The sequence below is a fragment of the Acinetobacter sp. C13 genome (genome assembly GCF_016809775.1).
In the GTDB taxonomy this organism is placed as follows: domain Bacteria; phylum Pseudomonadota; class Gammaproteobacteria; order Pseudomonadales; family Moraxellaceae; genus Acinetobacter; species Acinetobacter pittii.
This window is the reverse complement of sequence record NZ_JAFBJL010000002.1, coordinates 214,582-237,947: the sequence shown is the minus strand read 5'-3', so window position 1 is coordinate 237,947 and position 23,366 is coordinate 214,582. Positions and strand designations below refer to the sequence as shown.

Here is a 23,366-nt window from a genome sequence, read left to right as displayed (position 1 = left end):
ATGAAAACGCATTTTAATAAAAATACATGATTTGTGTATCATAAAAGGATTTTATGCAATGGATAAGTTCGACTGGCAAATCATTCAGGCACTACAAAAGAATGGACGACTCACCAATCAGGAAATAGGAGATTTAATTGGTTTATCTGCTTCACAATGTTCAAGAAGAAGGCAGCTACTTGAGCAAAAAGGCATAATTCTAGGCTACACGGCACGCATCCAGCAGCAGGCACTAGGCCTAGAAGTTACAGCAATGATTCATATTAATTTAAGGACACACGAAGCAAAATCACAGCAGGCTTTTCAAGAGCTCATTGAAGCTGAAGACAATATTCAGGATGCATTTTCAATTAGTGGTGATGCAGATTTTATTTTAAAAGTCGTTGCTGAAAATTTAGAACAGCTTTCTCAATTTGTGACTGAAAGATTACTTTCTTATAATTTTATTGGTCATATAAAGTCTTACATCGTTCTTAAAAAAATTAAAGAACAGAATCATTTTTTAATCAAACCTAAAAGCATGAGCTATCATCACTCTCAATAAACTAACTCAGCTTTTCACTCTTAAAAGTGAAAATAAAAAGGCGGATACTAGATCCGCCTTAAAATTAATATTTAGACTTTACTAATATGAACTGTTTGCCCGATCGTATTTTCAAGTAAACCTTCCAGACCAAATTCAGCACCTAGACCAGACATTTTCCAGCCACCAAAAGGTGCATGAGGCAGAACCTCAGCATGGGTATTAATCCAAACAGTTCCGCATTGAAGCTGACTAGCGTAAGTCTGAGCGGCTTTAATATCAGAAGACCAAATTGAGCCACCTAAACCAAACTCACTGTCATTGGCACGAGCAATAGCATCGTTGATATCAGTATATTTTAAAACAGGCAACACTGGTCCAAATTGCTCTTCTTGCACCACGCGGCAAGAATCAGAAACTTCAGTCAAAATAGTTGGTGCAATAAAGTAGCCCTGCTCTGGTAGCTGCTGTTGCCCTGAAAGTGCTTTTGCCCCCTGTTCAATGGCTTCAGCAATAAGAGCTTTCACTTTGCTATATTGCATTTTGTTTTGTACTGGACCAAATGTTGTAGAAGACGCCATACCATCACCTACAACTTGGGCGTTGGCAATATCAGCTAACTTTTGAGATAAAGCTTCATACTGGCTTTCATGCACATATAGACGTTTTAACGCCGCGCATGTTTGGCCTGCATTTAAGAACGCCATGTTAAAAATCTTAGCTGCAATTTCATCGATATTTGCATCTGGTAATACAATACCAGCGTCATTACCACCAAGTTCTAAAGTTAAGTGTTTTAGCTGCTGAGCTGCACCAGCCATAATGTGTTGACCAGTTCGCGTTGATCCCGTAAACACGACTTTTTGCACATCTGGATGAGAAGATAATGCTTCACCAATCTCACCAGCACCAACTACAATTGAAATTACGCCAGCAGGAACTTCTTGTTGAATGATTTCACATAAACGCAAAGTTGAGAGTGGCGTGTATTCAGAAGGTTTACTAATGACCACGTTACCCGCACGCAATGCAGGCATGATGTGCCAAACCGCAATCATCAGTGGCCAGTTCCAAGGTGTAATTGAAGCCACTACACCTAATGGTTGGCGATGGCGCTCAATACGCTTAGTTTCACTGTCTTCAATTACTTCTACAGGTAAATCCATCGCAGCCGCATAGCGAGTCCAGCCAATTGCACCCTGCACTTCCATTTGCGCAAGTGAGAGTGGCTTACCCTGTTCAAGCACAACCAACTCTGCAAGCATTTCAGCGTGCTTTTCAATGCCATCTGCAATCTTGTTCAAGATTGACTTACGCTCTTCGTGTGAAACTTGTTGCCAAGCTTTAGATGCTTGTTTAGCAGCACTCACTGCCTGATTTACCTGCGCAACTGAAGCTTTTGCACAACGTGCAGCAGTTAAACCTGTAGCGGGGTTAAGAATTTCTAGTTCACCTTGTTCACCTGAACAAAGTTGACCGCCAATAATGAGTTTAAATTCATTGAGCATATTCGCTTGTTGCATTTCTTCTTCCTTGTCTTAATTGTAATTACAGCCACTTACTTTTTTTCAGTTAAAGCGGGATTATTTAAAGTAAGTACGATATTGATATATCAATGTGACCAAAAATATTGGGGACATATCAATACAATAAGAAATTTGCTCCCCATAAATCATGCATAATTATTTTTGTTTTTTGAAAATATGCATGATTTGTGCATGTATTCTTTTCTTCATACACAATCCAAATAAAAACAATCTGCCATAAAAAAGCCCGGTAATAAACCGAGCTTTTTTGTTATCAACTCAATTAGTCAATTGGTGGTACATAGTTACCAGAAGCAATTGCATCTTTAATGCGGTCAGCTTCAGCCAATACTTGACCTAAAAGGTTTTTAACGTTTTCGAATGTCACAACAGGGCTTAATGTTGTCATTTTCAATGACTGTAAATTACCAACTTTTGTTACACCGATATTTGCTTCACCACGTGCAAACAATTCGTCCGCTACGTTTTGGTTCAAGCTATCGATAAACTCAGCTGGGTAGCCTTGTGGAACAACACGGAATAATACCGAAGCAAACTGAGGCTCAACTAAAAGTTCTAAACTATCAGTTGCCTTGATGTAATCTGCAACTTCACGAGTAAGTTTTACACCATGGTCAATCATTGAACCGTAAAGGTCTTCACCTAGTGATTCGATTGTCATCCACAATTTCAATGCATCAAAACGACGAGTCGTTTGTAATGACTTAGACACAAGGTTTGGTACACCGTGCTCTTCGTCATAAGCAGAGTTCAAGTATTCAGCTTCGTAGTGCATGAAACGATAGTTCGCTTCATCTTTCAACAAGAATGCGCCACAGCTAATGCTTTGGAAATAATGCTTATGGAAGTCGAGGGTAATCGAGTCAGACAACTCAATACCATCAAGCATTGCACGATAGTCATTTGACAGAATTAATGCACCGCCCCATGCCGCATCGATATGCATCCATGAACCATATTTATTGGTAATTTCACGGATTTTCTTCAATGGGTCAATTGCACCGGCATCAGTCGTACCTGCTGTCGCAACGACACAAGCAACAACTTTACCTTCAGACTGAAGATGCGCCATCGTTTTTTCGAGAGCATCTACATCCATCTGTGCATTTTCATTCACAGGAACAGTCACAACTGACTGGAAGCCCATGCCCATCATTGCCATGTTCTTTTGCACAGAGAAATGTGCATTTTCAGAACAAATGACTTTGACGTTTTTCATTGCATCGGCAGGAATACCATCACGCTGTACAGACCATGGATTACCATTTTCGTCTTTCCAGTTTTTCGAGATGCACCAGTCACGAGCAAGCAATACACCCATCAAGTTAGATTGAGTACCGCCAGAAGTGAAAACACCAGCCTGACCAGAACCATAACCTACTTTTTGACGCAACCAATCAATGAGCTGAACTTCCATTAATGAACCCGCCGGGCTTTGATCCCATGAGTCCATAGACTGGTTAGTTGCATTGATTAACACTTCCGCGATCTGGCTCATCACCATGGTTGGGCAGTGTAAATGTGCTAATGAATGTGGATGATGTACTTTCAAGCTTTTATTCAAGAAAAGCTCAATCATACGTTGAAGAGATTCTTGTACACCCATACCCTCTTTTGAAGGTTGGAAAGAAATTGCTGAACGCAATTCTTTAATGCTACCGCCAGTGTACATCTTTTCATTTTGCAACCATGCTGAAACGGCTTTTACCGCTTCGCCCATTGCTGACTCATAGTCAGCAATGGATTGTGCATCATTGCAGAGTAACGCTTTACGATGTTCTGCAAAATCCACCATACTTATGCGCCTCGTACTGCAACCAATGCTTCTGCAATTGCTTTCTTAAAGCGAGCAACTACTTCAACACACTCGTCTTGAGTGATGATTAGCGGACAAAGTAAACGAATTACTGTACCGTTACGGCCACCTTTTTCAAGCAATAATTTATTGTTGAAACAAGCAGTTTGAATCGCAGCAGCTAATTGTGAATCAGCAGGATGTGAACCAATACGATCAGCTGGTTTACGCTCGTCAACGATCTCAACACCGATCATTAAACCGCGACCACGTACGTTACCGATACATGGGAATTCTTGAGCTAATTTTTTAAATTCAGCTTGTAAGAAGTCACCACGCTCTTGCGCATTTTGAGCAAGATTTTGTTCGCTAATCGTTTTTAATACGACAAGACCAGTACCCATAGCAAGTTGGTTACCACGGAAAGTACCCGTGTGACCAGCAGGTTGCCAAGCATCAAATTTACGTTTAATACCTAATACTGCAAGTGGTAAACCACCACCTACTGCTTTAGACATTACAACAACATCAGGTTCAATACCTGCATGTTCAAATGCAAACATTTTGCCTGAACGAGCAAAGCCAGCTTGAACTTCGTCTAAAATTAAAACGATGTTGTGCTTTTCAGTCACTTCACGGATTTTTTGCAACCATTTTACTGGTGCTGTAACTACGCCGCCTTCACCTTGAATCGCTTCAAGAATAACAGCAGCCGGTTTTGTTACACCGCTTTCTACATCTTCAATAAAGTTTTCAAAGTAGTAAGTTAAAGCGTCAACACCAGCTTCCCCACCTAAACCAAGTGGGCAGCGGTATTCATGCGGATATGGCATGAATTGTACGCCTGGCATTAAACCGTTAACTGCATTCTTTGCACTTAAGTTACCAGTCATAGCAAGTGCACCATGGGTCATACCATGATAACCGCCAGAAAAACTGATCACTGAACTACGGCCAGTGTAAGTCTTAGCAAGTTTAATTGCTGCTTCAGTTGCGTCTGCACCAGCAGGACCACAGAACTGCAAGCAATATTCTTCTTTACCACCAGGTAAATATGCTAACAATGCTTCAGTGAATGCATCTTTTAAAGGTGTGGTTAAGTCTAAAGTATGCAATGGCAAACCACTTGCCAATGTATCTTGAATACTTTGAATCACCGCAGGATGATTATGACCTAAAGCCAATGTACCTGCCCCAGCTAAACAATCAAGGTACTGTGTACCTTCAACATCAGTAACCCAGCATCCTTGTGCTTTCGCTATCGCTAACGGTAATTTACGTGGATAGCTACGAACATTTGATTCCATTTGACTTTGGCGAGTCAAATAATATTCGTTAGTAGCATTAGTGGCAGGGTTAACGGAAGTAACGCTCATATCGGATTACCATCTCTGATAGGGGTAGAAAGAAATAAGTCTGGTGACGATTGGTCCTTTGACTCGGTGCTTTATAGAACTAGCAAAGACACTTATTTTATATCTTGTAACTAGGAGCGCGATGATACCTAATTTTACAAGAAAAAAAACGTCTTTTATGTACTTTACTCATCTAATCTTATTGAAAAAATGTATCATCCCAATAGTTATGATGAATTATCATCATACTATGTGACAACCTAAAGAAAATATTCTTTTTTTATATTACTTTGATTTTTTAGTTTACATTGAAATATTTTATTTTTAAGTTACTATTTTTTAAAAGATTTCACATTAGCCATCATTTAAAAAAACTGATCTCAATATTACAAATACGCCACAAAATCTGCAAAAGTTATGCATAAGTTATGTTTAACATTTCTTAATGAAAAAAATTAAATTTATATTAATTTTTAAAGGAAAAATTTATGCGTACTTTAGCCGTATCAACCCTTCTTTTAGGTTCCCTCCTTAGCCCTTTAGTTTTTGCTCAGGATGATAATGCTTTGAACTACAATATTGTAAATGTACAAGCCGAAGCTTCTCGCCAAGTTTCTAATGATGAAATGCATGCGACTTTATATATTGAAAAAAGTAACAAACAACCAGCTGAACTTTCAAATCAAATTAATCAATTAATGAATCAAGCGCTTAGCATTTCTCGTAAATATCCTCAAGTAAAAGTGGAAACTGGTGCTCAAAGCACTTATCCAATTTACGATAACGATAGCAATAAGTTAAAAGAATGGCGTGGCCGTGCTGAAATCCGTCTTGAAAGTAAAGACTTTAAAGCTGCTAGCCAGTTAGTAAACGAATTACAGCAAAACTTCCAAACTCAATCGATTAATTTTACGGTTTCTGATGAACAACGTAAAAAAGTTGAAAATGAGTTAATGGTAGAAGCATCTAAAAACTTCCAACAACGTGCTCAAATGTTGACCCAAGCTTGGAATAAAAACCAATATACTTTGGTCACTCTAAACCTGAACACAAATAACTATTTCCCACAACCTGTAATGCGTGCCAGCATGGCTAAATTTGCTATGGCCGAAGCTGCACCAGCTCAGGACATGGCAGCTGGTGAGTCTAAAATTACTGTAAATGCAAACGGTTCAATTCAGTTTAAATAATTTGTTTCTCTAAAAAAAGCCCTGAACTCATCAGGGCTTTTTTTTGACTTATTTTTTAAAAGGTAAAGCATATTTAAAGATACGGCCTACCACCTGTCCAAACTGTTTAGCCAGACTTGCGTTGTTATAATTTAGGCCATATTTTTTACATACAGCTTCCACTTTTGGAGCCATTTGGCGATAACGACGCGCTGGAATATCTGGGAATAAATGGTGCTCAATTTGATGGCTCAAATGTCCGCTTAAAATATGTAATGCTTCTGAACCTTTCAAGTTAGAAGAACCACGAATCTGGCGCATATACCAGTGACCACGGCTTTCTTCTTGTAAAACAGACTTTGGAAATACTTCTGCATCTTTTGTGAAGTGACCACAGAAAATAATCGTAAATGTCCAGATATTACGAAGACCATTCGCAACCAAATTACCAGTAAATACAGGTAAAGCTGCCGGACCTGCAATTAAAGGGAAGAAAACATAGTCTTTAAAAAGTTGTTTACCAATCTTTTTATTAACAGGTTTTAACTCTTCCAAGAACTTTGCCATGCTCTTACGCTTATAAAGGACACGTCCAATTTCAAGATTCTGAATAGCTACGCCCCATTGGAACAATAAACAAAATGGGATGCTATAAACAGGTTGAAGTAAGAAACCCGGCTTCCAGCGTTGCTCTGGAAATAAACGAAGTAAACCGTAACCAATGTCATCATCAATACCTTTAATATTGGTATAGGTGTGATGTTTATAGTTATGAGTTTGGCGCCAGTTATCAGAAGTACCAACTGTATCCCACTCGTAAGTTTGACCATTAAATTTAGGATCGTTCATCCAGTCATATTGACCGTGCATCACGTTATGACCGAGTTCCATGTTTTCCATAATTTTAGAGAAGCCTAATAGGCCTGTTCCTAAAATCCACGCTGGTGGGAACCAACCTGCAAACAAACATGCTCGGCCTAAAAAGCTACTATAACGAATCGCAGCATAAACACGGCGGATATATTTAGCGTCTTTCTCACCCAAATCATCCAATACCTCTTGCTTGATCTGATCGAGCTCTTTTGCAAATGCATCAAGTTCTGCTGGAGTCAAATCTCGATTTTTAGGATTTTTAAAATATTCGACTTTCACTGGCATATTCATAAGAGTTCTCTCTTAAAGATCAATAACTAGATCGGATTTTGCTGAGTTCACACAAATTTTGAGTAATTGGCTTGGTTCAGTATTTTCACTACCGTTGAGTAAATTACGTGTTGAACCTTGTGATTTATTACAAACACATTTATTACAAATTCCCATACGGCAACCATGAGTTGGTTTAAGACCTTCATGTTCAAGGCTAACCAGAATTGACTGGCCTTTAGGAATTGCAATCACCTTATTAGACTGGGTTAATGTGACATTCACATAACCAATATCATCAGCAGAGCTTTCATTTGTTAAGCTAAATGCTTCTGTTAAAACGGCTGGAGCTTTTTCAAAAAGTTGCTCAACAGTCGCCACAAAACCAGAAGGTCCACACGCATAAATTGTGCTGTTTTCTACATCATCAACTAATGCTAAATGCTCTGCATTTAAACGCTCATCATTTGGGGTTTCTTGTGTATAGAAAACCTGATAATTAAAGTTCGGATATTGCTGTGCAACTTTTTCAAAGTATTCAACAAAAGCTGCATCTGAACGTTGTTTCACCCAATATAAAAGTTGTACCTGAACTTTATCTAACTGCTGGCTTTGTTTAATCGCAGTAATTAGGCTCAACATTGGGGTAATACCACTACCCGCAGCCAACATAATTAAATTCGGTGTTTTGATGTTTTGTTGCATATCACCATAAGGTTGACCCAGCTCAAAAACATCACCAATTTTGCTTTCAGAAATAAACCAGTTACTAACAATACCGTCTGCAACTTTTTTTACGGTTAAACGTAAGTGCTGCGCATCTATTTGCGTCAAACTATAAGTACGTTCATAGCGACGACCAGCAATTTCTACAATTACAGGATGATGCTGGCCTGCAACGCCCATTTTCACTAAGCGGTTACATTTTAGCGTCAGGCTCACCATGTCGTGAGCGACAAATTCTTTTTTTACAATTTGAACAAGGCCATGTTTTACAGACCATAAAGGATTAACTTTTTGTAGCCAGAAATTAGCCATTTCTTTATCAAAGATGGCTTGTGTCAATGAATTGAATAGAGAATTTCTCTTTTCGATTGCTTGCATAACTGAAGGCTCTGTCGCTCTTTTTTAATTATTATACACATGTATATATATTTGTATATACACCCGTACTTTTAATTACAATTTCACAAGTTCAGCTTCTAAGGCTATAATCCTGAGAGTTTACAAATATATTGAACAGCATGACCCAATCTTCACTTTCTCAGAACCTGAATGACACACCTCAACAACAAGATGTCATTGAAATTAAAACAGCTACGCGTTCTGTTGGAAGAAAAGCGACAATTACTAAAGAAGAACTTTTTCAGGCCGCTTTAAACCTCATTGGTCCGCAAAAAAGTATTGCTTCATTGAGTTTACGTGAAGTAGCTCGAGAAGCAGGAATTGCCCCAAATAGTTTCTATCGACATTTTAAAGATATTGATGAATTAGCAATTTCTCTAATTGACCGCGCAGGTATCGTTTTACGTAAAATTATCCGTCAGGCTCGCCTACGTGCTTCTTTACAAGAAAGTATTATTCGTAGTTCCGTCGATATTTTCCTTCAACAACTCGATGCCGATGAAGGTAATTTAAGTTTATTACTACGTGAAAGTTTTACAGGTTCTGCTTCTTATAAGGCTGCCGTAGACCGCCAGCTCAACTTTTTTCAGCAAGAGCTACAAGAAGATTTAATTCGTCTTGAACGGTTAAATAACAATCACCTGTATCACCCAGACCTTGTTGCAAAAGCAATTACTCAACTTGTGTTTCACATGGGCGCCAAAGTGATTGATTTGCCGATCAATCAACGTGCAGAAGTTGCTGAACAAACCATGATTATGATTCGGATGATTTTAGAAGGCGCACGTCATCTAGATGAAGCAAAAATTCGCTAAAATGATCTAATGAATGGCTTGTTGATGAACAGGCCATTTTTACATCTAACTCCTCTATTTTCCAATAAAAATATAATTCACTGATTGAAGCGAATAGCTTGCCAGAGTATAAATAATCATTCCGTTTGCTCTTTCTCCTATATTCCCAACGATCTCAGGGATCCACATGCAAAATTTGAATAATCGTCAAAGTCTGATTGCAAGCTACATTCTTATGGGCATCTTTTTGCTTTCGGTTATCCCCTTACATTTATTAGCAAGTTTTTTTGCAGGCTTTCTCATTTATGAAATTATTATTAGTTTAAGTTCGGTTGTAGAACGTTATATTGATGGCCAAAGAGCCCGTATTTTTATTAGTATTTTACTCAGTATCGTCACCATCTCACTTATTGGTTTTTTCATAACGAGTCTGATTAGTTTCGTTGTATACGATCTAAAAGGCGTCGGATTACATAGTATTAATAGCAAAGTTGATCAAACCTTACTTCATTTGCAAGCAGAGATCACAAAATATCTTCCAGGTTATATTCCTGATAGCGTGACAGATCTAAAAGACGAGATCTTTGCATTTATGAAAGATAACGTGACTACTCTAAAAAACACCAGTTCCGATATTTTGCATAACTTCGTGACTATGGTCATGGGATTAATTATTGGTATTTTGGTGGCAATACATGGTTTTCATCGCCGTACGCCTCAGCCTGTTTTTAAGTCACTGCTTATCCAGCGTATTCAAAAATTATCAATTTCATTTAAAAATGTTGTTTTTGCCCAAATAAAAATTTCAGCGATTAACACCCTGCTCTTTATTTTATTCGCCTTTATTTTGTTGCCGCTTTGGGGAGTTCACCTTCCTTTTGCCAAAACCTTAACTATTTTGACCTTTATGTTTGGTCTCATTCCAATTTTGGGGAATCTACTTTCAAACACTTTAACGTTTATTGCAGCTCTTACCATTTCCCTAGGACTAGCAGGAGCAGCATTACTTTATCTCGTTTTGGTTCATAAACTTGAATATTTTATTAATGCTAAAATTATTGGGCATAAAATCAATGCAAATGCATGGGAGATTTTATTAGCAATGCTAGTATTTGAGTCAATTTTTGGCTTAGGTGGTTTAATCGCAGCTCCAATTTTTTATGCTTATTTAAAGCTAGAATTAAAAGACGCTGGTCTTATCTAACTCAAAATCGATGTATAAAAAAAGCGCCCTCTCGGCGCTTTTTTTATTTTGGGTAAGTTACGGCTTAACCACAACTAACACTTGAATTGCTTCTGGTGTAACAGTTAAACCATCAAGTAAGCTCAAGCCTTCTTTTTGCAGCTTTTGTAAACGTTCAATTTCGTCTTGACGAATACTTGGGTTGAACTGTTTGAGATAAGTTAAACGGTCAATTTCATATTGCCATTTATTGCCATAATGCTCTTTTGCTTGTTGCTGAAGCTGCGGTAAATCAACTTTCGCAATCTCTAACGCTTGTTTATAGCGCTGCTCAATGATATCACGGCGAGCTTTAACTACTTGGCGGCAGCTATTGCCATCTAAATGGTGCAAATAAGGTTTTAAAATTGTTGGATCAATCTTTTCAGATAAATCCTGACCATTTTCACTTAACAACACGCGAATGAGCTGTTTCGGCAAGCTTGATGGCAAGTTCAAAGATTTAGGTGCAACAACATCTACTTTAAACCAGACTTCAATTAATACTGAACCCTGTTTTAAAGCATTAGATTTAAGTACAGCAACATTGGTACTACCAAATGATTGTGTACGGATCATTTCCATAACACTTTCAATGAATGGATGCTCTAAAGTTAAATATTGAGCATCTTCACGAAGCTGAGCTTGATCGCGATAGAACGTTGCGGTCATCCCTTCTTCGTCTAATGCCAAACCTTGCACTTGCATTTGGTCGGTTGGTTTAATAATCACCGTACCATTACTTTGCTCATCAAAATCAATATTGGTTGATGACATGAAACGCTTCACAAACATTGGTAGCGTAGTATTGTCGTCATAGTCTTCAAGAGCTTGAACAATTTCTTGTGCCACAATAGGACGACATGAATTATATTCAAGTAAACGATCTCGGCCAGCTTGAAGTTCAGCTTCTAAGGCTTGACGTTGAACATTCACCTCTTCAAGCAAATCTTCAAATGTTTGACCTTGGTCTGTAAGTAAGCAGTCTTTTAATTCAACAATAAAATTCTCTTGCAGCGTTTGTGCTGTTGGAGAAATATTGCTGAAAATATTCAGTGCTTCGTTATACCAACGGAACATACGCTCCTGAGCTGTTCCCACAAGGTATGGCACATGAATTTGGATACGGTTTTCTTGCCCAATACGGTCTAGACGGCCGATACGTTGCTCTAAAACATCTGGGTTAGCTGGTAGATCAAATAAAATTAGATCACTGGCGAATTGGAAATTACGGCCTTCCGAACCAATTTCCGAACACAATAGAATCTGAGCGCCATAGCTTTCTTCAGCAAAATAAGCAGCAGCTTGGTCACGTTCTAGTAAGCTCATGCCTTCATGGAACATTGCAGTACGAATACCTGCATGCAAACGCAATACATTTTCTAAAGACTCAACCACTGGTCCGCTACGCGCAATTAAAAGCACTTTTTTATGCTTAAGATCTTTGCGTAAAATTTCCATTAACCATGGCACACGCGGATCATTTTGCATCCATGAACCATCAATTTGTGCTTCTTCAGGCCACATCTGCTCACGCAGTTTGCCATCTTTTGACCAATCTTCTGGTGCTGGTAATGGTGCTGGCTGACAATCACGCCCCGGGAAGCCCTGAATGGCTTCACGTGTATTACGGAATAAAATACGTCCAGTACCGTGACGGTCTAATAATTCGTGAATTGCTCTAAAGCGTTGGTCAGGCTGGTCTTCAATACTGTGGCCTAATAAGCCTTCTAAAGCAGATAAATGCTCTGGGGTTAAAGCTTGATCCGACATCAACACTTCAGCAATTTTTGCAGTTTGCTGATATTGGGTCTCTTCATCTAAAAAGCGTTCTAAACTACTAAAACGCTGTGGATCAAGTAAACGTAAGCGAGCGAAATGGCTTTCTACGCCTAATTGTTCAGGTGTTGCAGTGAGTAATAGTACCCCTGCTGTATTTTCAGCGAGCTCTTCAATTAAATCGTAACGATCATTACCGCCTTCTTCTTCGCTCCACATCAAATGATGTGCTTCATCGACTACGAGCAAATCAAAACCAGCTTCTATGGCTTGCTCACGCAAATCATCATGGTCAACCATTAAGTCAACGCTGGCAATAATGCATTGCTCAGTCAAGAACGGGTTAAGCTCTGGATCATGTTCTTTAATAGATGCGGTACGCGTTAAATCAAACAGAGAGAATTGCAAGTTAAAACGGCGACGCATTTCAATCATCCACTGATACTGAAGAGAATCAGGGACTAAAATCAGAATACGTTCTGAACGACCAGTTTTAAGCTGTTGGTGGATAATTAAACCAGCTTCAATTGTTTTACCTAAACCAACTTCATCGGCAAGTAAAACACGAGGTGCAAAACGTTTACCAACTTCATGTGCGATATAAAGCTGATGAGGGATCAGGCCAACACGTGCACCGACCATACCACGGAGAGGACTGGTCTGCATTTGTGCTTGCATGAGCATTGCTTCAATACGCAGGTCATACCACTCTTTATAGTCAACTTGACTTGCAAGCAAACGATCTAAAGGTTTAGATAATTGAATTTGCGCACCAATACGTGTTTCATTGAGTGCTTTACGCTCTTGCTCGCCATTTTCTAAAGTACGAACAACGTTGTAACGCAAAACGCCATGACGGTCTTCAACAGACTCAACGATCCATTTCTGGCCTTCTTGATCTTGAACTTCATCATTTGTATTGAAGATGATACGAGATAGTGGAGCATTATTACGTGCATAGACACGTGTCTCATCACTTTTGGGGAATAAAATGCTGACAGATCTTTCATCTACATCAATAAGAACACCTAAACCGAGCTCAGTTTCTGTGTCTGATAGCCAACGTTGACCAATAGCATACTGCTGCAATTTTTCCACCTTTCTCTCAAGTTCGCACTACATATTGTACGATGCAAATTAGCTTATTTTTGCATCTTTTTATGTAGTCTTTAAAGCAAAATTTTGAAGCAAAAACCAATTAAATTGCTTTGCCACAAAAAATCACGCATTAAAATTTTTACATTAAAACGGTACAGGACAGTCAAAAGTTAATGTTTCTGCTGTGACAGGATGATTAAAACTTAACTGTTTGGCATGCAAACATAAACGCGGAACAAGTTGCTGCTCCGGTGTTGCATACAGCGTGTCACCTACAATTGGATGCCCAAGATATTGCATGTGTACACGGAGTTGATGAGATCGGCCCGTAATTGGTGTTAATTTGACACGAGTTACAGGCTGTCCCTGAATCTGAAAATGTTCTATGGCCTGCCAATGTGTTAAAGCAGGCTTGTTGTGAGAAGCGTCGACAATATGTAAAGGTGGTCGGCTTGGGTCATAGATGACAGGAATATCTACAGTCCCCTCACCCTCTAAATGACCTGCGACAAGCGCTTCATATATTTTTGAAGTCTGACGATCTTGAAATTGACGTGCAATCGCACTTTGACCGCGCTTCGATAAACCAAATACTAAAATACCTGAAGTATCTCGGTCTAGTCGATGAATGAGCAAAGTTTTAGGTTCAATCGCAACCAACCTTGTCAAAACGCTATCATGTAAATCACCTTTACCAGGAACACTCAAGATGTCCGAAGGTTTATGAATCACCATAAAATCATCATCACGATAGATCAGATGTTCACTTAGAAAATCACTCAAAGTTGTATTCCCAAGGTAAGATGAAAAACAAGCGGGCAATAATAAAAAGCTTACGTCCGAATTACAATGCCGTTCGGGTAAATTAACAGCAGAATTTGCAAATATTATGGATCACTTGAGGTCTATAGTCAGTTAAGGCTTCAATAACTGCATAATATGTTGCAATGTCGGTGTTTGCATTATCTCTTCAACGCTTAAGCTCGCACCATTTGCACGCCATAGATCGACTAGATAATTCACAGCAGGCTGATCTAGACCGTAATTTCTTAAATCAATTTCAGGATGGATCTCCATAGGATGTCGCCCCACCTGTTCAGCAATTGCCAATAAAATTCCTTTATCTGACAAGATATAGGAGGAAGATGCACTTAAAGACCATAAACGTATTAAGCTGTACGTATTTAAATGTTTTATATGGTCAAAACTGATCTTTTCAATCCATTGGATATGCTGCTCTAGATTAGCCGCCAAGATCGCATCATTTACAACACTGACCTGATCTGTAATCGATAAAACAAGCTGCATGACTTGTTTAAACAGAGGAGATAAATCACCTGCCATCATAACTTGAGCTTTAGTATTTGATGACAAACGCTGACCAAGCTCCAACATCGTTTGTTGAAGCTGAGATGTATCAATAAAAATAATTGGAATTTCGAGTGATTGAGCGCGCTTACTCAACAATTCCAAATGGTTCGCCAATGGTTGCTCAGCCCAATCTGGTCGTAGTTTAAGCTCATTGAGCCCAACCATGAGCAAAATACTTTGCGCTGACTCAATTGACCAATTTGAAGTACTTGCGGCTAACTGGATTTTTCGAGGTAAGGGATAAAACATTGTTCTCTATAAATATAAAAATAGCTCAAATTAAAAAGCCCGTTTAATACGGGCTTTTTTGCTTACTTCATTTCGGCGAATGTTACTTTTGCAGCCTGAATCGTAAATTCTATATCTTCATCAGAGTGTGCAGATGAAATAAAGCCTGCTTCAAATGCTGAAGGTGCCAAGTTTACGCCACGTTTTAACATACCATGGAAGAACTTTTTGAAAGCTTCAATATCACATGCCAACATAGAGTCAAAGCTTGTAATGTCTTCTTGGTCGGTAAAGTAAAGTCCGAACATTGCGCCAGCTTGCTGAGTCTTAAATGGAATACCCGCTTCATCAGCTGCAGCTTGTAAGCCTGCAAGTAACTTTTCAAGTTGAGCAGATAATTTGCTGTAAAAGTCAGGTTGGCGTAAATGTTTAAACATTTCAATACCAGCACGCATAGCAAGTGGATTACCAGATAATGTACCTGCTTGGTATACACCGCCTAAAGGTGCGATGCATTCCATGATTTCACGCTTACCACCAAATGCACCAACAGGCAGACCTGCACCAATAATTTTACCTAAAGTCGTTAAATCAGGTTTAACGTTATAAACTGATTGCGCACCGCCTAAAGCAACACGGAAGCCTGTCATCACTTCATCAATAATGAATACAGATTTATATTCATCACAAATATCACGAATGGCTTGTAAGAAACCGTCGATTGGTTTCACCATATTCATGTTACCCGCGACTGGTTCAATAATAACACCCGCAATTTCATGGCCGAACTTAGCAAAGCATTCTTTTAATGCAGCAATATCATTATACGGCAGCGTTAAAGTATGTTTAGCAAAATCAACAGGAACACCTTTCGAAGTCGGTTCACCTTCACCTAAAGTCAGTAAACCTGAACCTGCTTTTACTAAAAGTGAGTCTGAGTGGCCGTGGTAACAACCTTCAAACTTCACGATTTTGTCACGGCCAGTATAACCACGCGCTAAACGAATAGCGGTCATGGTCGCTTCTGTACCCGAGTTAGTCATACGCACCAATTCAATTGATGGCATGATTTCACAGATAATATCTGCCAGTGTTGTTTCGTGTACGGTTGGTGCACCAAAACTTAAGCCATCTTCTGCTGCTGTTTGTACAGCCTTAATAATCTCTGGATGAGCATGACCTAAAATCATTGGTCCCCAAGAACCAACATAGTCAACATAACGCTTACCATCGACATCCCATAAATAAGCACCTTTTGCTTTCTCGATGAAAACAGGTGTTCCTCCAACGCCATTAAAGGCACGTACCGGAGAGTTCACACCACCTGGAATGTGTTTGCTGGCTTGTTTAAATAACTGTTCTTGCTTTGGAGATAAACTCATGGGAATGCTCGTCTTAAATATCTAAAAAATAATTTTGAAAGCTTAAGAAAATAATTGTGCCCACGCCTGTACACGGGCAGGAATTTCAGCAGTTGATCGGCCTAATATATCACTAATGACTGCACACAGGTCAGCCCCAGCCTCAATCACAGGTTGTGAGTTTTCAACCGTTAAACCACCAATCGCACAAATTGGTAAATCATATTGGGCTGCTGCTTGCTTAATCACTTCGATCCCCACATTACCTGCTTCAGGTTTTGTAGAAGTCGCATAGACCGCACCAAATGCAATATAAGTCGCGCCATCTGTAATTGCTTTTTGTGCAAGCTCTAAAGAATTCAGACAAGTACGACCAATAATGATGCCTTCTGGTAATTGCGATTTTGCATCGGTAATTTCACCGTCACTTTGACCTAAATGCACACCTAACCCAAACTGAGCGGCCAGTTTTAGGTCATCATTAATCACAAAAGGAACTTGATATTTTTCACATAAAAGTTTGATCTGTTCAACTTCAGTAGGCTGGTCGACTTTTTCTACTTTCTTACGACGGTACTGTAAAATTGCGACCTGATGAGTTGCGAGCGCGGCATCTAGTTTTTCTAATAATAGTTGGATTGGGTCATCGTTGGTAATGAGATATAAACCGCGCATACTCTACTCTCGCTTTAAAAAACTTCGCTAGTATAACGGATTTATAGGACATCATAAGTACCGATTGATATAGGCTTACCAGTACCAATCGGTATATTAAGAATAGAAAGTAAAATTAACTTGGTATTTTATCGTGCTTGCGATCAACCAAACTCAAACGGCCACGTGCAACATCAGACAACATTCGCCAATCAGAAATAAAGCTATAGAAAGGCTGTTTAAAACTGGCAGGCTTATTTTTTTCAAACACAAAATGTCCAACCCAAGCATTTGCGTAGCCTGCTACCAAACCATAGAGTACATATTTGGCTTGCTTCTTACGGACTGCTTTTGAAAAAAAGTATAGACCAATGCTACTGCCCACCACGTGTAAGCGTCTGCTCATAATGTTACGGTGTTCAGTTAAATAAAAACGATAAAATTCCTGATAGTTTTTAATCGGCAATTCAAACTCTGGCTGAGCTTCATGGCTAAAGTTTACTGGTGCATTCACGATCATCTTCCTGATTTTTATTTGATCAAAACGTCACCTGATTGTACACCTAAATAAAAGTGTAGCGTCATATGTTTGATTGTAACTTTCTCTATCAAAACCATTATTTTTAGAGCTAAGCTATTATACTTATTCAAGATAGTCTAAATGCCTGATTCAGGGAGATATATTATGGTCGAAGTCGAACTAAAGTTTCAGTTACCTGAATCGAAGAAAAAAACTGTCCAGCAATACGTAAAAAAACACAAAGCAAAGAACATCCACTTACAGGCAAAGTATTACGACACTCCTGATCGATTACTTGCAAAAAACGGTATGGCCTTACGTTTACGTAAAGAAGATGATCAATGGGTACAAACATTTAAAGCCGCAGGTCAAAGCCATCTCCACCGTGTTGAAGAAGAAATTCATTTAGGTGTATGTGACCAAGAACCTGACTTAAACCTTGAGTTATATAAAGACAATAAAGCCGTTACAGATTTGATTACTCAAGCTTTAGGCTCTGAAGTCGAAAAGCTAAGCTTACAGTTTGAGACTGATGTACAGCGCACCTATCATGTGTTTGAAGCAGATAATACAGCGATTGAAGTTTGCTTAGATGATGGGGTGGTAAAAACAGCGGATGCAGAAAGCAAAATTTGTGAGGTCGAATTTGAACTCAAGCAGGGTGCAGTGAAAACGCTTATTCAATTTGCGCAGCAATGGATTAATCGTTATTCACTTTGGCTTGATGTAAGAAGTAAAGCCGAACGTGGCAACTTATTAGCACTAGGGCAAGCTGCCTCACCTGCTGTTCATGCTAAAACTCTGACATTAAATAAAGATATTACTGCTGAACAGGCTCTAAAAAAGATTGTCGAAAACTGTTTAGGGCAATTCTTACCAAATATGGCTGTCATTGCCGATGGAGTTGCCGAAGCTGAGCATATCCATCAGGCACGTGTAAGCTTACGTCGTTTACGTAGTGCCCTTAGGCATTTTGCAGGTTGGTCAGGCGAGCTAAATCCTCTTTGGGAAGAACAAATTGCTGAGCTTTTCCGTAAACTTGGAGACACTCGTGATGAAGATGCGATTCGTACCGAAGTGTTACCTATTATTCAACAACATGGATCACCTGAACTATTACTACCAGTTTCAGCCCAGCCCTCAAAAGAACTCTCAACAATCTTTACCTCTGCAGACACGATTAAGCTATTACTCAATTTATTAGCATTTGCTTATTCAGAAGAAGATTCTAAGTCCCAAAAAGGCAGCTTAAAAAAACATATTAAAAAGAGCTTAGATAAGTTACATCATAAAGTGATTAGTAATGCTGAACACTTCTCTGAACTTGAAGTGACTGAACAACACAAAATAAGAAAGCAAGCTAAGCAGTTACGTTATTGTGTTGAGTTTATTTCGAGTCTTTATCCAAATAAAAAAGTACAGCAATATTTAAAACAGCTACAACCTGTACAAAATACTCTAGGTCAATATAACGATTTGTTTATTGCAGAAGGTATTTTTAACAATGTGGTTGAACAAGATCCGTCTTTTTGGTTTGCTCTAGGCTGGGTCAAAGCCAAACAGCCACAATTACAAAAGCGCTCAGCAAAAGCTTTACAAACTTTTAGTCAGGCTGAAACTTTCTGGTAATTTATAAAAAGTCGCTGTAAACAAGCAGCGACTTTTTATCGGTATTTACCAAATACTTTCCATACGCCGTTATCTGCTAAGGGATCACTATAGCTATCGCTGCGTTGCTTTCTTGGCTTATCACGAGCATCGACCAGTTTAAAATGCGGCTCAACCCCTAGCACAATCCCATTGGTGTAAAACCGTGAACGTGTATATTCGCTTTGCCCATGTTGAAACACATAGGTTCTTAAATCGATGAATTCACGGTGAGCAACCAGAGCCGCGGTATCATCGCTTTGCAACCATTCTTGCATCGTAAATATCTGGTCTGTTTCAAACTGGCCGCATTTTTCAATAAGACTCGCTACACCGCGGAAAGTTTTAGATTCTTTTGCACGTGTTTTATTGATCCGAATTCGGTCTACGTGAAAAAAGAATAGCGGTAAATTTAAATGGCTTGGCAAATGAATCGCATCTGGTAATTCATCTTCCATAAATGGCTGGAAAAGTTCTTGTGCCCTTTCAATTAGACCTTGCCATTGGCGATAATAATTTTCGATTTCTTCTTGCAAGCCATAATAAATCGGCAGTCCTTCAACATGCTCTAAATATTGAGGTGGGAAAACATGCTGGCGTAATAAAGCAATATCTGTTTTTAAACTTTGAATAGCAATTGCATCTTGCATATTAGTCTCTCCTACCAATACTTAGGCTATTTACAGACTAAGTCAAAGGTTTTGTTTCCGCAAGCGTTTGCCTATAATAAGCAGCTCTATTTTTGCGGGAATAAGTCATGTCTCAAAAGATTAATGCAACAGATATTACTGAAGAAGAAGCGTTAAATGCGGTTTTCTTTGAGCGTGCGGATGAATTTATTAAACAGGCTAATGATTTTTGTCGCCCGCCAAAAGATAAAAAAGTTGATCCGGCTGAGCTACGTGGTCAAGTGAGTGCTGCAATGTTATTTGCTACTGCCCGCTTCAATACATGGGTAGCAGCAAATAACTTTAAAGATGGTAATGAAATGCGTGATGCAAAAGATCAGGTTATGTCTTACCTTCTTCAGCAGTTTCAGATGATGCTTGAAGATAACTTCGATGAATATTGTGAACAATTCGAAAATTATTTACGTTTCCGTAAAAATGAAGATTTTCACGCACATAAACATGATCATTAATATGATTTAAAGACCCAAATAAAAAGCCACAATTCAGTGGCTTTTTATTTACGAGAAGACTTTATTTTTTTAGTGCCTGACCATATTGATCAGCCATTACTTCGACCAAATGTTCAGGTTTAATATACTTCTTAATTACTCTATTAACGTCAGCAACTGTCAATTTAGTTAACTCTTGATCATGACGAATTCGGTCTTGCAATGTTTTGTTTGTTTCAAGCTGTAGATTTAACATGCCGTGAATATTACGCTCATCTTCTAATGCCGTAACGCGTTTCTTCATGATATCTGCTTTAGCAGCTTCAAGCTCTTGCTCAGTTACCCCATTTTTAACCAAGTCATTTAACACTTTGTGTATTGAGGCAGACACTTGTGCTGAGCGACCCGAAGTATAATTTGCACTAATACTCAAAGCCCCTACATTCGTGTCACGATCAAGTTGCAGCCCACTTCCAAAACCATAGACTAGCGCATTTTTCTCACGAAGCTCTTGAGCCAAACGTGATGAAATTTGAGACTCACCTAAAATATAGTTCATTAAAATGAGAGCAGATGCATCTGGATGGTTTTTACCAACTGGAATTGAAAGCACACTTTGGTAGCTACCAAATTCGCGCTGTTCAGATAAAACATGAACTTGCTGTGCTGGAAAATCAACGTGATCAATCAAGATTTTTTGATATGGCTGCTTACCGTTCCAACGACCAAATTCCTGATTCAGTAATTTCTGCATCTTTTTCGCATCAAATTCGCCTGTAATGGCAATTTGAGCATGGTTCATTGCAAAGAAACGCTCATATAACTCTTTCACTTGCTCTTGAGTTGCATTTTTCAACTGCTGTTTTGCCAGTTCAGGTTCGAAGTGATAACGCAAATCACCTGGTTGATATTCTTCAAGTAAACGTGAAAGTGTTAAACCCGCCACCACATCTGGCTCGGTATAAGGACGATCTAGGCTTGATAAGCTTTGTGATTTAATTAAATCAAATTGAGATTGTTCAAATTTTGGATTTTTCATCACATCAAGAACAAACTTGAAAAACTCATCAAATTTTTCTGATTTAGACTGAATATTAATGGTCATGCCATTGCCGTCAGCGCTTGCATAAGCCGCACCGCCTGCATCAATTGATTTATCGGCAATATCTTGCAAACTATATTTATCAGAACCACGAAGCAATAAGTATGAGGTTAGATCAACTACTGTGCCTTTATTAAATAAAGATTTTTCTGTTCCGAAGTCCATCGTAATCGTTGCATAAGTACGATCATCGCGTGTTTCAACTGGGAATAAAGCATACTTCATTCCATTTTTCAGTTTTCCACGGATAATCTTTTTCTCATTACTTTCAACATATTGCTTTGAATTTTTTAAAAACTCAGCAACTTCTTGTTGATATACCTTCGGATCTTTTAAAGGTTCGGCCTTTGCTTCGACCTGATCTAGAGTTTTAGGTGTCTCTTTTGAATTTTGCTGTTGCGCTTTTTTCTGGTCTTCAGGTGTTGGCAAAATATCGCCATCAATACGATGATCAGCCACAAGGAACTGTTTTAAAGTTTGATTCACATCATCTAGCTTAACTTTTTCTACAGAATCTAAATCTTTAAAATATTGATCCCATTGCCCGCCAGCGACGGTGTAATCACTTAAACGTGACCCCAGTGCTACCGCATCTTTCGTGATTAGATCACCTTGAGTTTTCATTAAACTTTTAACACGATTTAATTCAACTTCAGTAAAAGGCTTCCCTTTTTCAATGCCTGCTAACAAAGAACTTTCAACTTTTTTAGGGTCATTACTTGGTGAATAAATAGCACCTAGAAACACCACATTAAAATCTTGGTCTAACCAAGTACTAGCTTCTACATTTGTGGTAATACCTGTTTCCACCATATTTTGGTATAGGTGACCACTTGGTTGCATGGTATATAACAAAGGAGCTAAAGCGAGTGTCGGCTGAATTTTGGTATTTTTACCATTAATATAGATATGGAATTTAGCCAGATCACTGCCCTTTTTCACCATGAATTGACGATTTTTTATTTTTGTAGAGTCAAGCACAGGAATCTGTACAGTTTTAGGAACCGCTCTTGCCGCAATTGGACTAAAATATTGATCTATTGTTTTTAAGACATCAGTCTTATCAAATTTACCTGAAATGACCATAACAGCATTATTAGGTGCATACCAGCTACGATAGAACTGGTTCAATTCAGTCATCTTAATAGATTTAAGCTCAGGCAAATCGCCAATCGGTAAACGTCCTAAATATTGGTTACCGTAAGCTGACTTCCACATTTGATCCATCAGCACAGCAAAAGGCTGATCCATACGGACTTCACGTTCACGCTTTACAATTTCAATCTCGGAAGGAACAAACTTTTCTTGAAGAACTAATTTATCCATACGCTCAGATTCAAGATACAGTACCTGATCAAGCGCAGTTTTTTCTGGACGAACGATATTAGTATATTTTGTTGAATAATAATCAGTGCTGGCGTTTGTCATCAATGTATATTGATCTAAACGACGCTGGAATTCTTCCCCTTTAACATTTTGTGTCCCCTTAAAAGCCAAGTGCTCAAGCAAATGAGCTAAGCCACTTTTACCTTGCGGGTCATTTAATGAGCCTGTTAAATAAATGGTATTAATAAAGATTTTATTTTCTTTGTCATTCGGTGCAAGCACAATCCGAAAACCATTATCTAATTTATATTCCTCAATATTTTGCTTACTTTTTACTAGTGTAGTTTGTGCCCAAGACGCAGCACTTAAACCAAGAATACATAGGGAGAGTGTCAGTTGTTTAAACTGCATAAACATATAAATACCAATTAATTTGAATAATAAAAAATCAATAGTTGTGGGACTATAGTAGGAAATTTGAACTAAT

The 23,366-nt window shown here is 38.7% G+C and carries 19 protein-coding genes; 6 read left to right on the top strand and 13 right to left on the bottom strand.

The window, feature by feature from the left end; translation table 11 throughout:
• The first annotated feature begins 58 nt into the window (after positions 1–58).
• Entirely contained in the window at positions 59–544 is a 486-nt protein-coding gene (locus tag JGE69_RS06370) for an Lrp/AsnC family transcriptional regulator (protein WP_004700117.1), read from the top strand.
• Positions 545–615: 71 nt separating this feature from the next.
• Here the strand turns inward: JGE69_RS06370 and JGE69_RS06365 are convergent, their stop codons facing one another.
• The 3 genes from JGE69_RS06365 to JGE69_RS06355 all read right to left on the bottom strand — a co-directional run bounded on the left by JGE69_RS06365 (position 616) and on the right by JGE69_RS06355 (position 5,241).
• Entirely contained in the window at positions 616–2,046 is a 1,431-nt protein-coding gene (locus JGE69_RS06365; protein WP_199113073.1) for an aldehyde dehydrogenase family protein, read from the bottom strand.
• Positions 2,047–2,332: 286 nt separating this feature from the next.
• Positions 2,333–3,865: a pyridoxal phosphate-dependent decarboxylase family protein gene (locus JGE69_RS06360; RefSeq protein WP_199113074.1), complete on the bottom strand. Its 1,533-nt coding sequence runs from the start codon at positions 3,863–3,865 to the stop codon at positions 2,333–2,335.
• 2 nt (positions 3,866–3,867) lie between these two features.
• Positions 3,868–5,241 carry a diaminobutyrate--2-oxoglutarate transaminase gene (locus JGE69_RS06355; RefSeq protein ID WP_002118718.1) on the bottom strand — a complete coding sequence of 458 codons (1,374 nt, stop codon included), beginning with the start codon at positions 5,239–5,241 and terminating at the stop codon, positions 3,868–3,870.
• Between the two features lie 467 nt (positions 5,242–5,708).
• Here JGE69_RS06355 and JGE69_RS06350 point away from each other — a divergent pair, with 467 nt between their 5' ends.
• Positions 5,709–6,410 carry an SIMPL domain-containing protein gene (locus tag JGE69_RS06350; RefSeq protein ID WP_199113075.1) on the top strand — a complete coding sequence of 234 codons (702 nt, stop codon included), beginning with the start codon at positions 5,709–5,711 and terminating at the stop codon, positions 6,408–6,410.
• Positions 6,411–6,458: 48 nt separating this feature from the next.
• Here the strand turns inward: JGE69_RS06350 and JGE69_RS06345 are convergent, their stop codons facing one another.
• On the bottom strand, positions 6,459–7,553 hold the full coding sequence (locus JGE69_RS06345) for a fatty acid desaturase family protein (protein ID WP_002118415.1): 1,095 nt from the start codon (positions 7,551–7,553) through the stop codon (positions 6,459–6,461).
• A gap of 12 nt (positions 7,554–7,565) precedes the next feature.
• The gene (locus JGE69_RS06340) at positions 7,566–8,636 is read right to left on the bottom strand and encodes a ferredoxin reductase (protein WP_017480609.1); all 1,071 of its coding nucleotides are present in this window, start codon (positions 8,634–8,636) and stop codon (positions 7,566–7,568) included.
• Positions 8,637–8,776: 140 nt separating this feature from the next.
• On the opposite strand from JGE69_RS06340, the gene fabR reads away from it, so the two are divergent.
• Together fabR and JGE69_RS06330 are read left to right on the top strand one after the other, a co-directional pair.
• Positions 8,777–9,472, top strand: a complete 696-nt coding sequence (fabR, locus tag JGE69_RS06335) for an HTH-type transcriptional repressor FabR (RefSeq protein WP_002118668.1) — start codon at positions 8,777–8,779, stop codon at positions 9,470–9,472.
• A 166-nt stretch (positions 9,473–9,638) separates the two neighbouring features.
• Positions 9,639–10,655, top strand: coding sequence for an AI-2E family transporter (locus tag JGE69_RS06330; protein WP_005067939.1), 1,017 nt, complete (start codon positions 9,639–9,641; stop codon positions 10,653–10,655).
• A gap of 57 nt (positions 10,656–10,712) precedes the next feature.
• Here JGE69_RS06330 and rapA read toward each other — a convergent pair whose 3' ends face one another.
• From rapA to JGE69_RS06300, 6 genes are all read right to left on the bottom strand, one after another.
• Positions 10,713–13,550, bottom strand: a complete 2,838-nt coding sequence (gene rapA, locus JGE69_RS06325) for an RNA polymerase-associated protein RapA (protein WP_068565431.1) — start codon at positions 13,548–13,550, stop codon at positions 10,713–10,715.
• Between the two features lie 144 nt (positions 13,551–13,694).
• Positions 13,695–14,333 (bottom strand): RluA family pseudouridine synthase, encoded by a 639-nt coding sequence (locus JGE69_RS06320; protein WP_005307342.1) that lies wholly within the window; start codon positions 14,331–14,333, stop codon positions 13,695–13,697.
• 132 nt (positions 14,334–14,465) lie between these two features.
• Positions 14,466–15,170 carry an acyl carrier protein gene (locus tag JGE69_RS06315; RefSeq protein WP_199113076.1) on the bottom strand — a complete coding sequence of 235 codons (705 nt, stop codon included), beginning with the start codon at positions 15,168–15,170 and terminating at the stop codon, positions 14,466–14,468.
• 62 nt (positions 15,171–15,232) lie between these two features.
• Complete coding sequence (gene hemL / locus JGE69_RS06310) at positions 15,233–16,531, bottom strand: glutamate-1-semialdehyde 2,1-aminomutase (RefSeq protein WP_199113077.1); 1,299 nt, start codon at positions 16,529–16,531, stop codon at positions 15,233–15,235.
• A 42-nt stretch (positions 16,532–16,573) separates the two neighbouring features.
• Positions 16,574–17,185 (bottom strand): thiamine phosphate synthase, encoded by a 612-nt coding sequence (thiE, locus tag JGE69_RS06305; protein WP_057070282.1) that lies wholly within the window; start codon positions 17,183–17,185, stop codon positions 16,574–16,576.
• Positions 17,186–17,300: 115 nt separating this feature from the next.
• Positions 17,301–17,684, bottom strand: a complete 384-nt coding sequence (locus JGE69_RS06300; RefSeq protein ID WP_081038678.1) for a DUF962 domain-containing protein — start codon at positions 17,682–17,684, stop codon at positions 17,301–17,303.
• A gap of 165 nt (positions 17,685–17,849) precedes the next feature.
• On the opposite strand from JGE69_RS06300, the gene JGE69_RS18035 reads away from it, so the two are divergent.
• Positions 17,850–19,313 carry a CYTH and CHAD domain-containing protein gene (locus JGE69_RS18035; RefSeq protein WP_199113078.1) on the top strand — a complete coding sequence of 488 codons (1,464 nt, stop codon included), beginning with the start codon at positions 17,850–17,852 and terminating at the stop codon, positions 19,311–19,313.
• 35 nt (positions 19,314–19,348) lie between these two features.
• Here the strand turns inward: JGE69_RS18035 and JGE69_RS06290 are convergent, their stop codons facing one another.
• Positions 19,349–19,981, bottom strand: coding sequence for a hypothetical protein (locus JGE69_RS06290; RefSeq protein ID WP_199113079.1), 633 nt, complete (start codon positions 19,979–19,981; stop codon positions 19,349–19,351).
• A gap of 107 nt (positions 19,982–20,088) precedes the next feature.
• Between JGE69_RS06290 and JGE69_RS06285 the strand changes: the two genes are divergently transcribed.
• Positions 20,089–20,472: a DUF3144 domain-containing protein gene (locus tag JGE69_RS06285; protein ID WP_002118682.1), complete on the top strand. Its 384-nt coding sequence runs from the start codon at positions 20,089–20,091 to the stop codon at positions 20,470–20,472.
• Between the two features lie 61 nt (positions 20,473–20,533).
• On the opposite strand, the gene JGE69_RS06280 is transcribed toward JGE69_RS06285, so the two are convergent.
• Positions 20,534–23,296: a M16 family metallopeptidase gene (locus JGE69_RS06280; protein WP_199113081.1), complete on the bottom strand. Its 2,763-nt coding sequence runs from the start codon at positions 23,294–23,296 to the stop codon at positions 20,534–20,536.
• Between the last annotated feature and the right edge of the window lie 70 nt (positions 23,297–23,366).

What these genes read in the sequence shown, in the direction of transcription:
- JGE69_RS06345 (WP_002118415.1), bottom strand. Translation starts at nt 7,553, where the DNA reads ATGAATATGCCAGTGAAAGTCGAATATTTTAAAAATCCTAAAAATCGA.
- JGE69_RS06300 (WP_081038678.1), bottom strand. Translation starts at nt 17,684, where the DNA reads ATGATCGTGAATGCACCAGTAAACTTTAGCCATGAAGCTCAGCCAGAG.
- hemL (WP_199113077.1), bottom strand. Translation starts at nt 16,531, where the DNA reads ATGAGTTTATCTCCAAAGCAAGAACAGTTATTTAAACAAGCCAGCAAA.
- JGE69_RS06340 (WP_017480609.1), bottom strand. Translation starts at nt 8,636, where the DNA reads ATGCAAGCAATCGAAAAGAGAAATTCTCTATTCAATTCATTGACACAA.
- JGE69_RS06360 (WP_199113074.1), bottom strand. Translation starts at nt 3,865, where the DNA reads ATGGTGGATTTTGCAGAACATCGTAAAGCGTTACTCTGCAATGATGCA.
- thiE (WP_057070282.1), bottom strand. Translation starts at nt 17,185, where the DNA reads ATGCGCGGTTTATATCTCATTACCAACGATGACCCAATCCAACTATTA.
- fabR (WP_002118668.1), top strand. Translation starts at nt 8,777, where the DNA reads ATGACCCAATCTTCACTTTCTCAGAACCTGAATGACACACCTCAACAA.
- JGE69_RS06330 (WP_005067939.1), top strand. Translation starts at nt 9,639, where the DNA reads ATGCAAAATTTGAATAATCGTCAAAGTCTGATTGCAAGCTACATTCTT.
- JGE69_RS18035 (WP_199113078.1), top strand. Translation starts at nt 17,850, where the DNA reads ATGGTCGAAGTCGAACTAAAGTTTCAGTTACCTGAATCGAAGAAAAAA.
- JGE69_RS06315 (WP_199113076.1), bottom strand. Translation starts at nt 15,170, where the DNA reads ATGTTTTATCCCTTACCTCGAAAAATCCAGTTAGCCGCAAGTACTTCA.
- JGE69_RS06290 (WP_199113079.1), bottom strand. Translation starts at nt 19,981, where the DNA reads ATGCAAGATGCAATTGCTATTCAAAGTTTAAAAACAGATATTGCTTTA.
- JGE69_RS06365 (WP_199113073.1), bottom strand. Translation starts at nt 2,046, where the DNA reads ATGCAACAAGCGAATATGCTCAATGAATTTAAACTCATTATTGGCGGT.
- JGE69_RS06350 (WP_199113075.1), top strand. Translation starts at nt 5,709, where the DNA reads ATGCGTACTTTAGCCGTATCAACCCTTCTTTTAGGTTCCCTCCTTAGC.
- JGE69_RS06355 (WP_002118718.1), bottom strand. Translation starts at nt 5,241, where the DNA reads ATGAGCGTTACTTCCGTTAACCCTGCCACTAATGCTACTAACGAATAT.
- JGE69_RS06280 (WP_199113081.1), bottom strand. Translation starts at nt 23,296, where the DNA reads ATGTTTATGCAGTTTAAACAACTGACACTCTCCCTATGTATTCTTGGT.
- JGE69_RS06285 (WP_002118682.1), top strand. Translation starts at nt 20,089, where the DNA reads ATGTCTCAAAAGATTAATGCAACAGATATTACTGAAGAAGAAGCGTTA.
- JGE69_RS06370 (WP_004700117.1), top strand. Translation starts at nt 59, where the DNA reads ATGGATAAGTTCGACTGGCAAATCATTCAGGCACTACAAAAGAATGGA.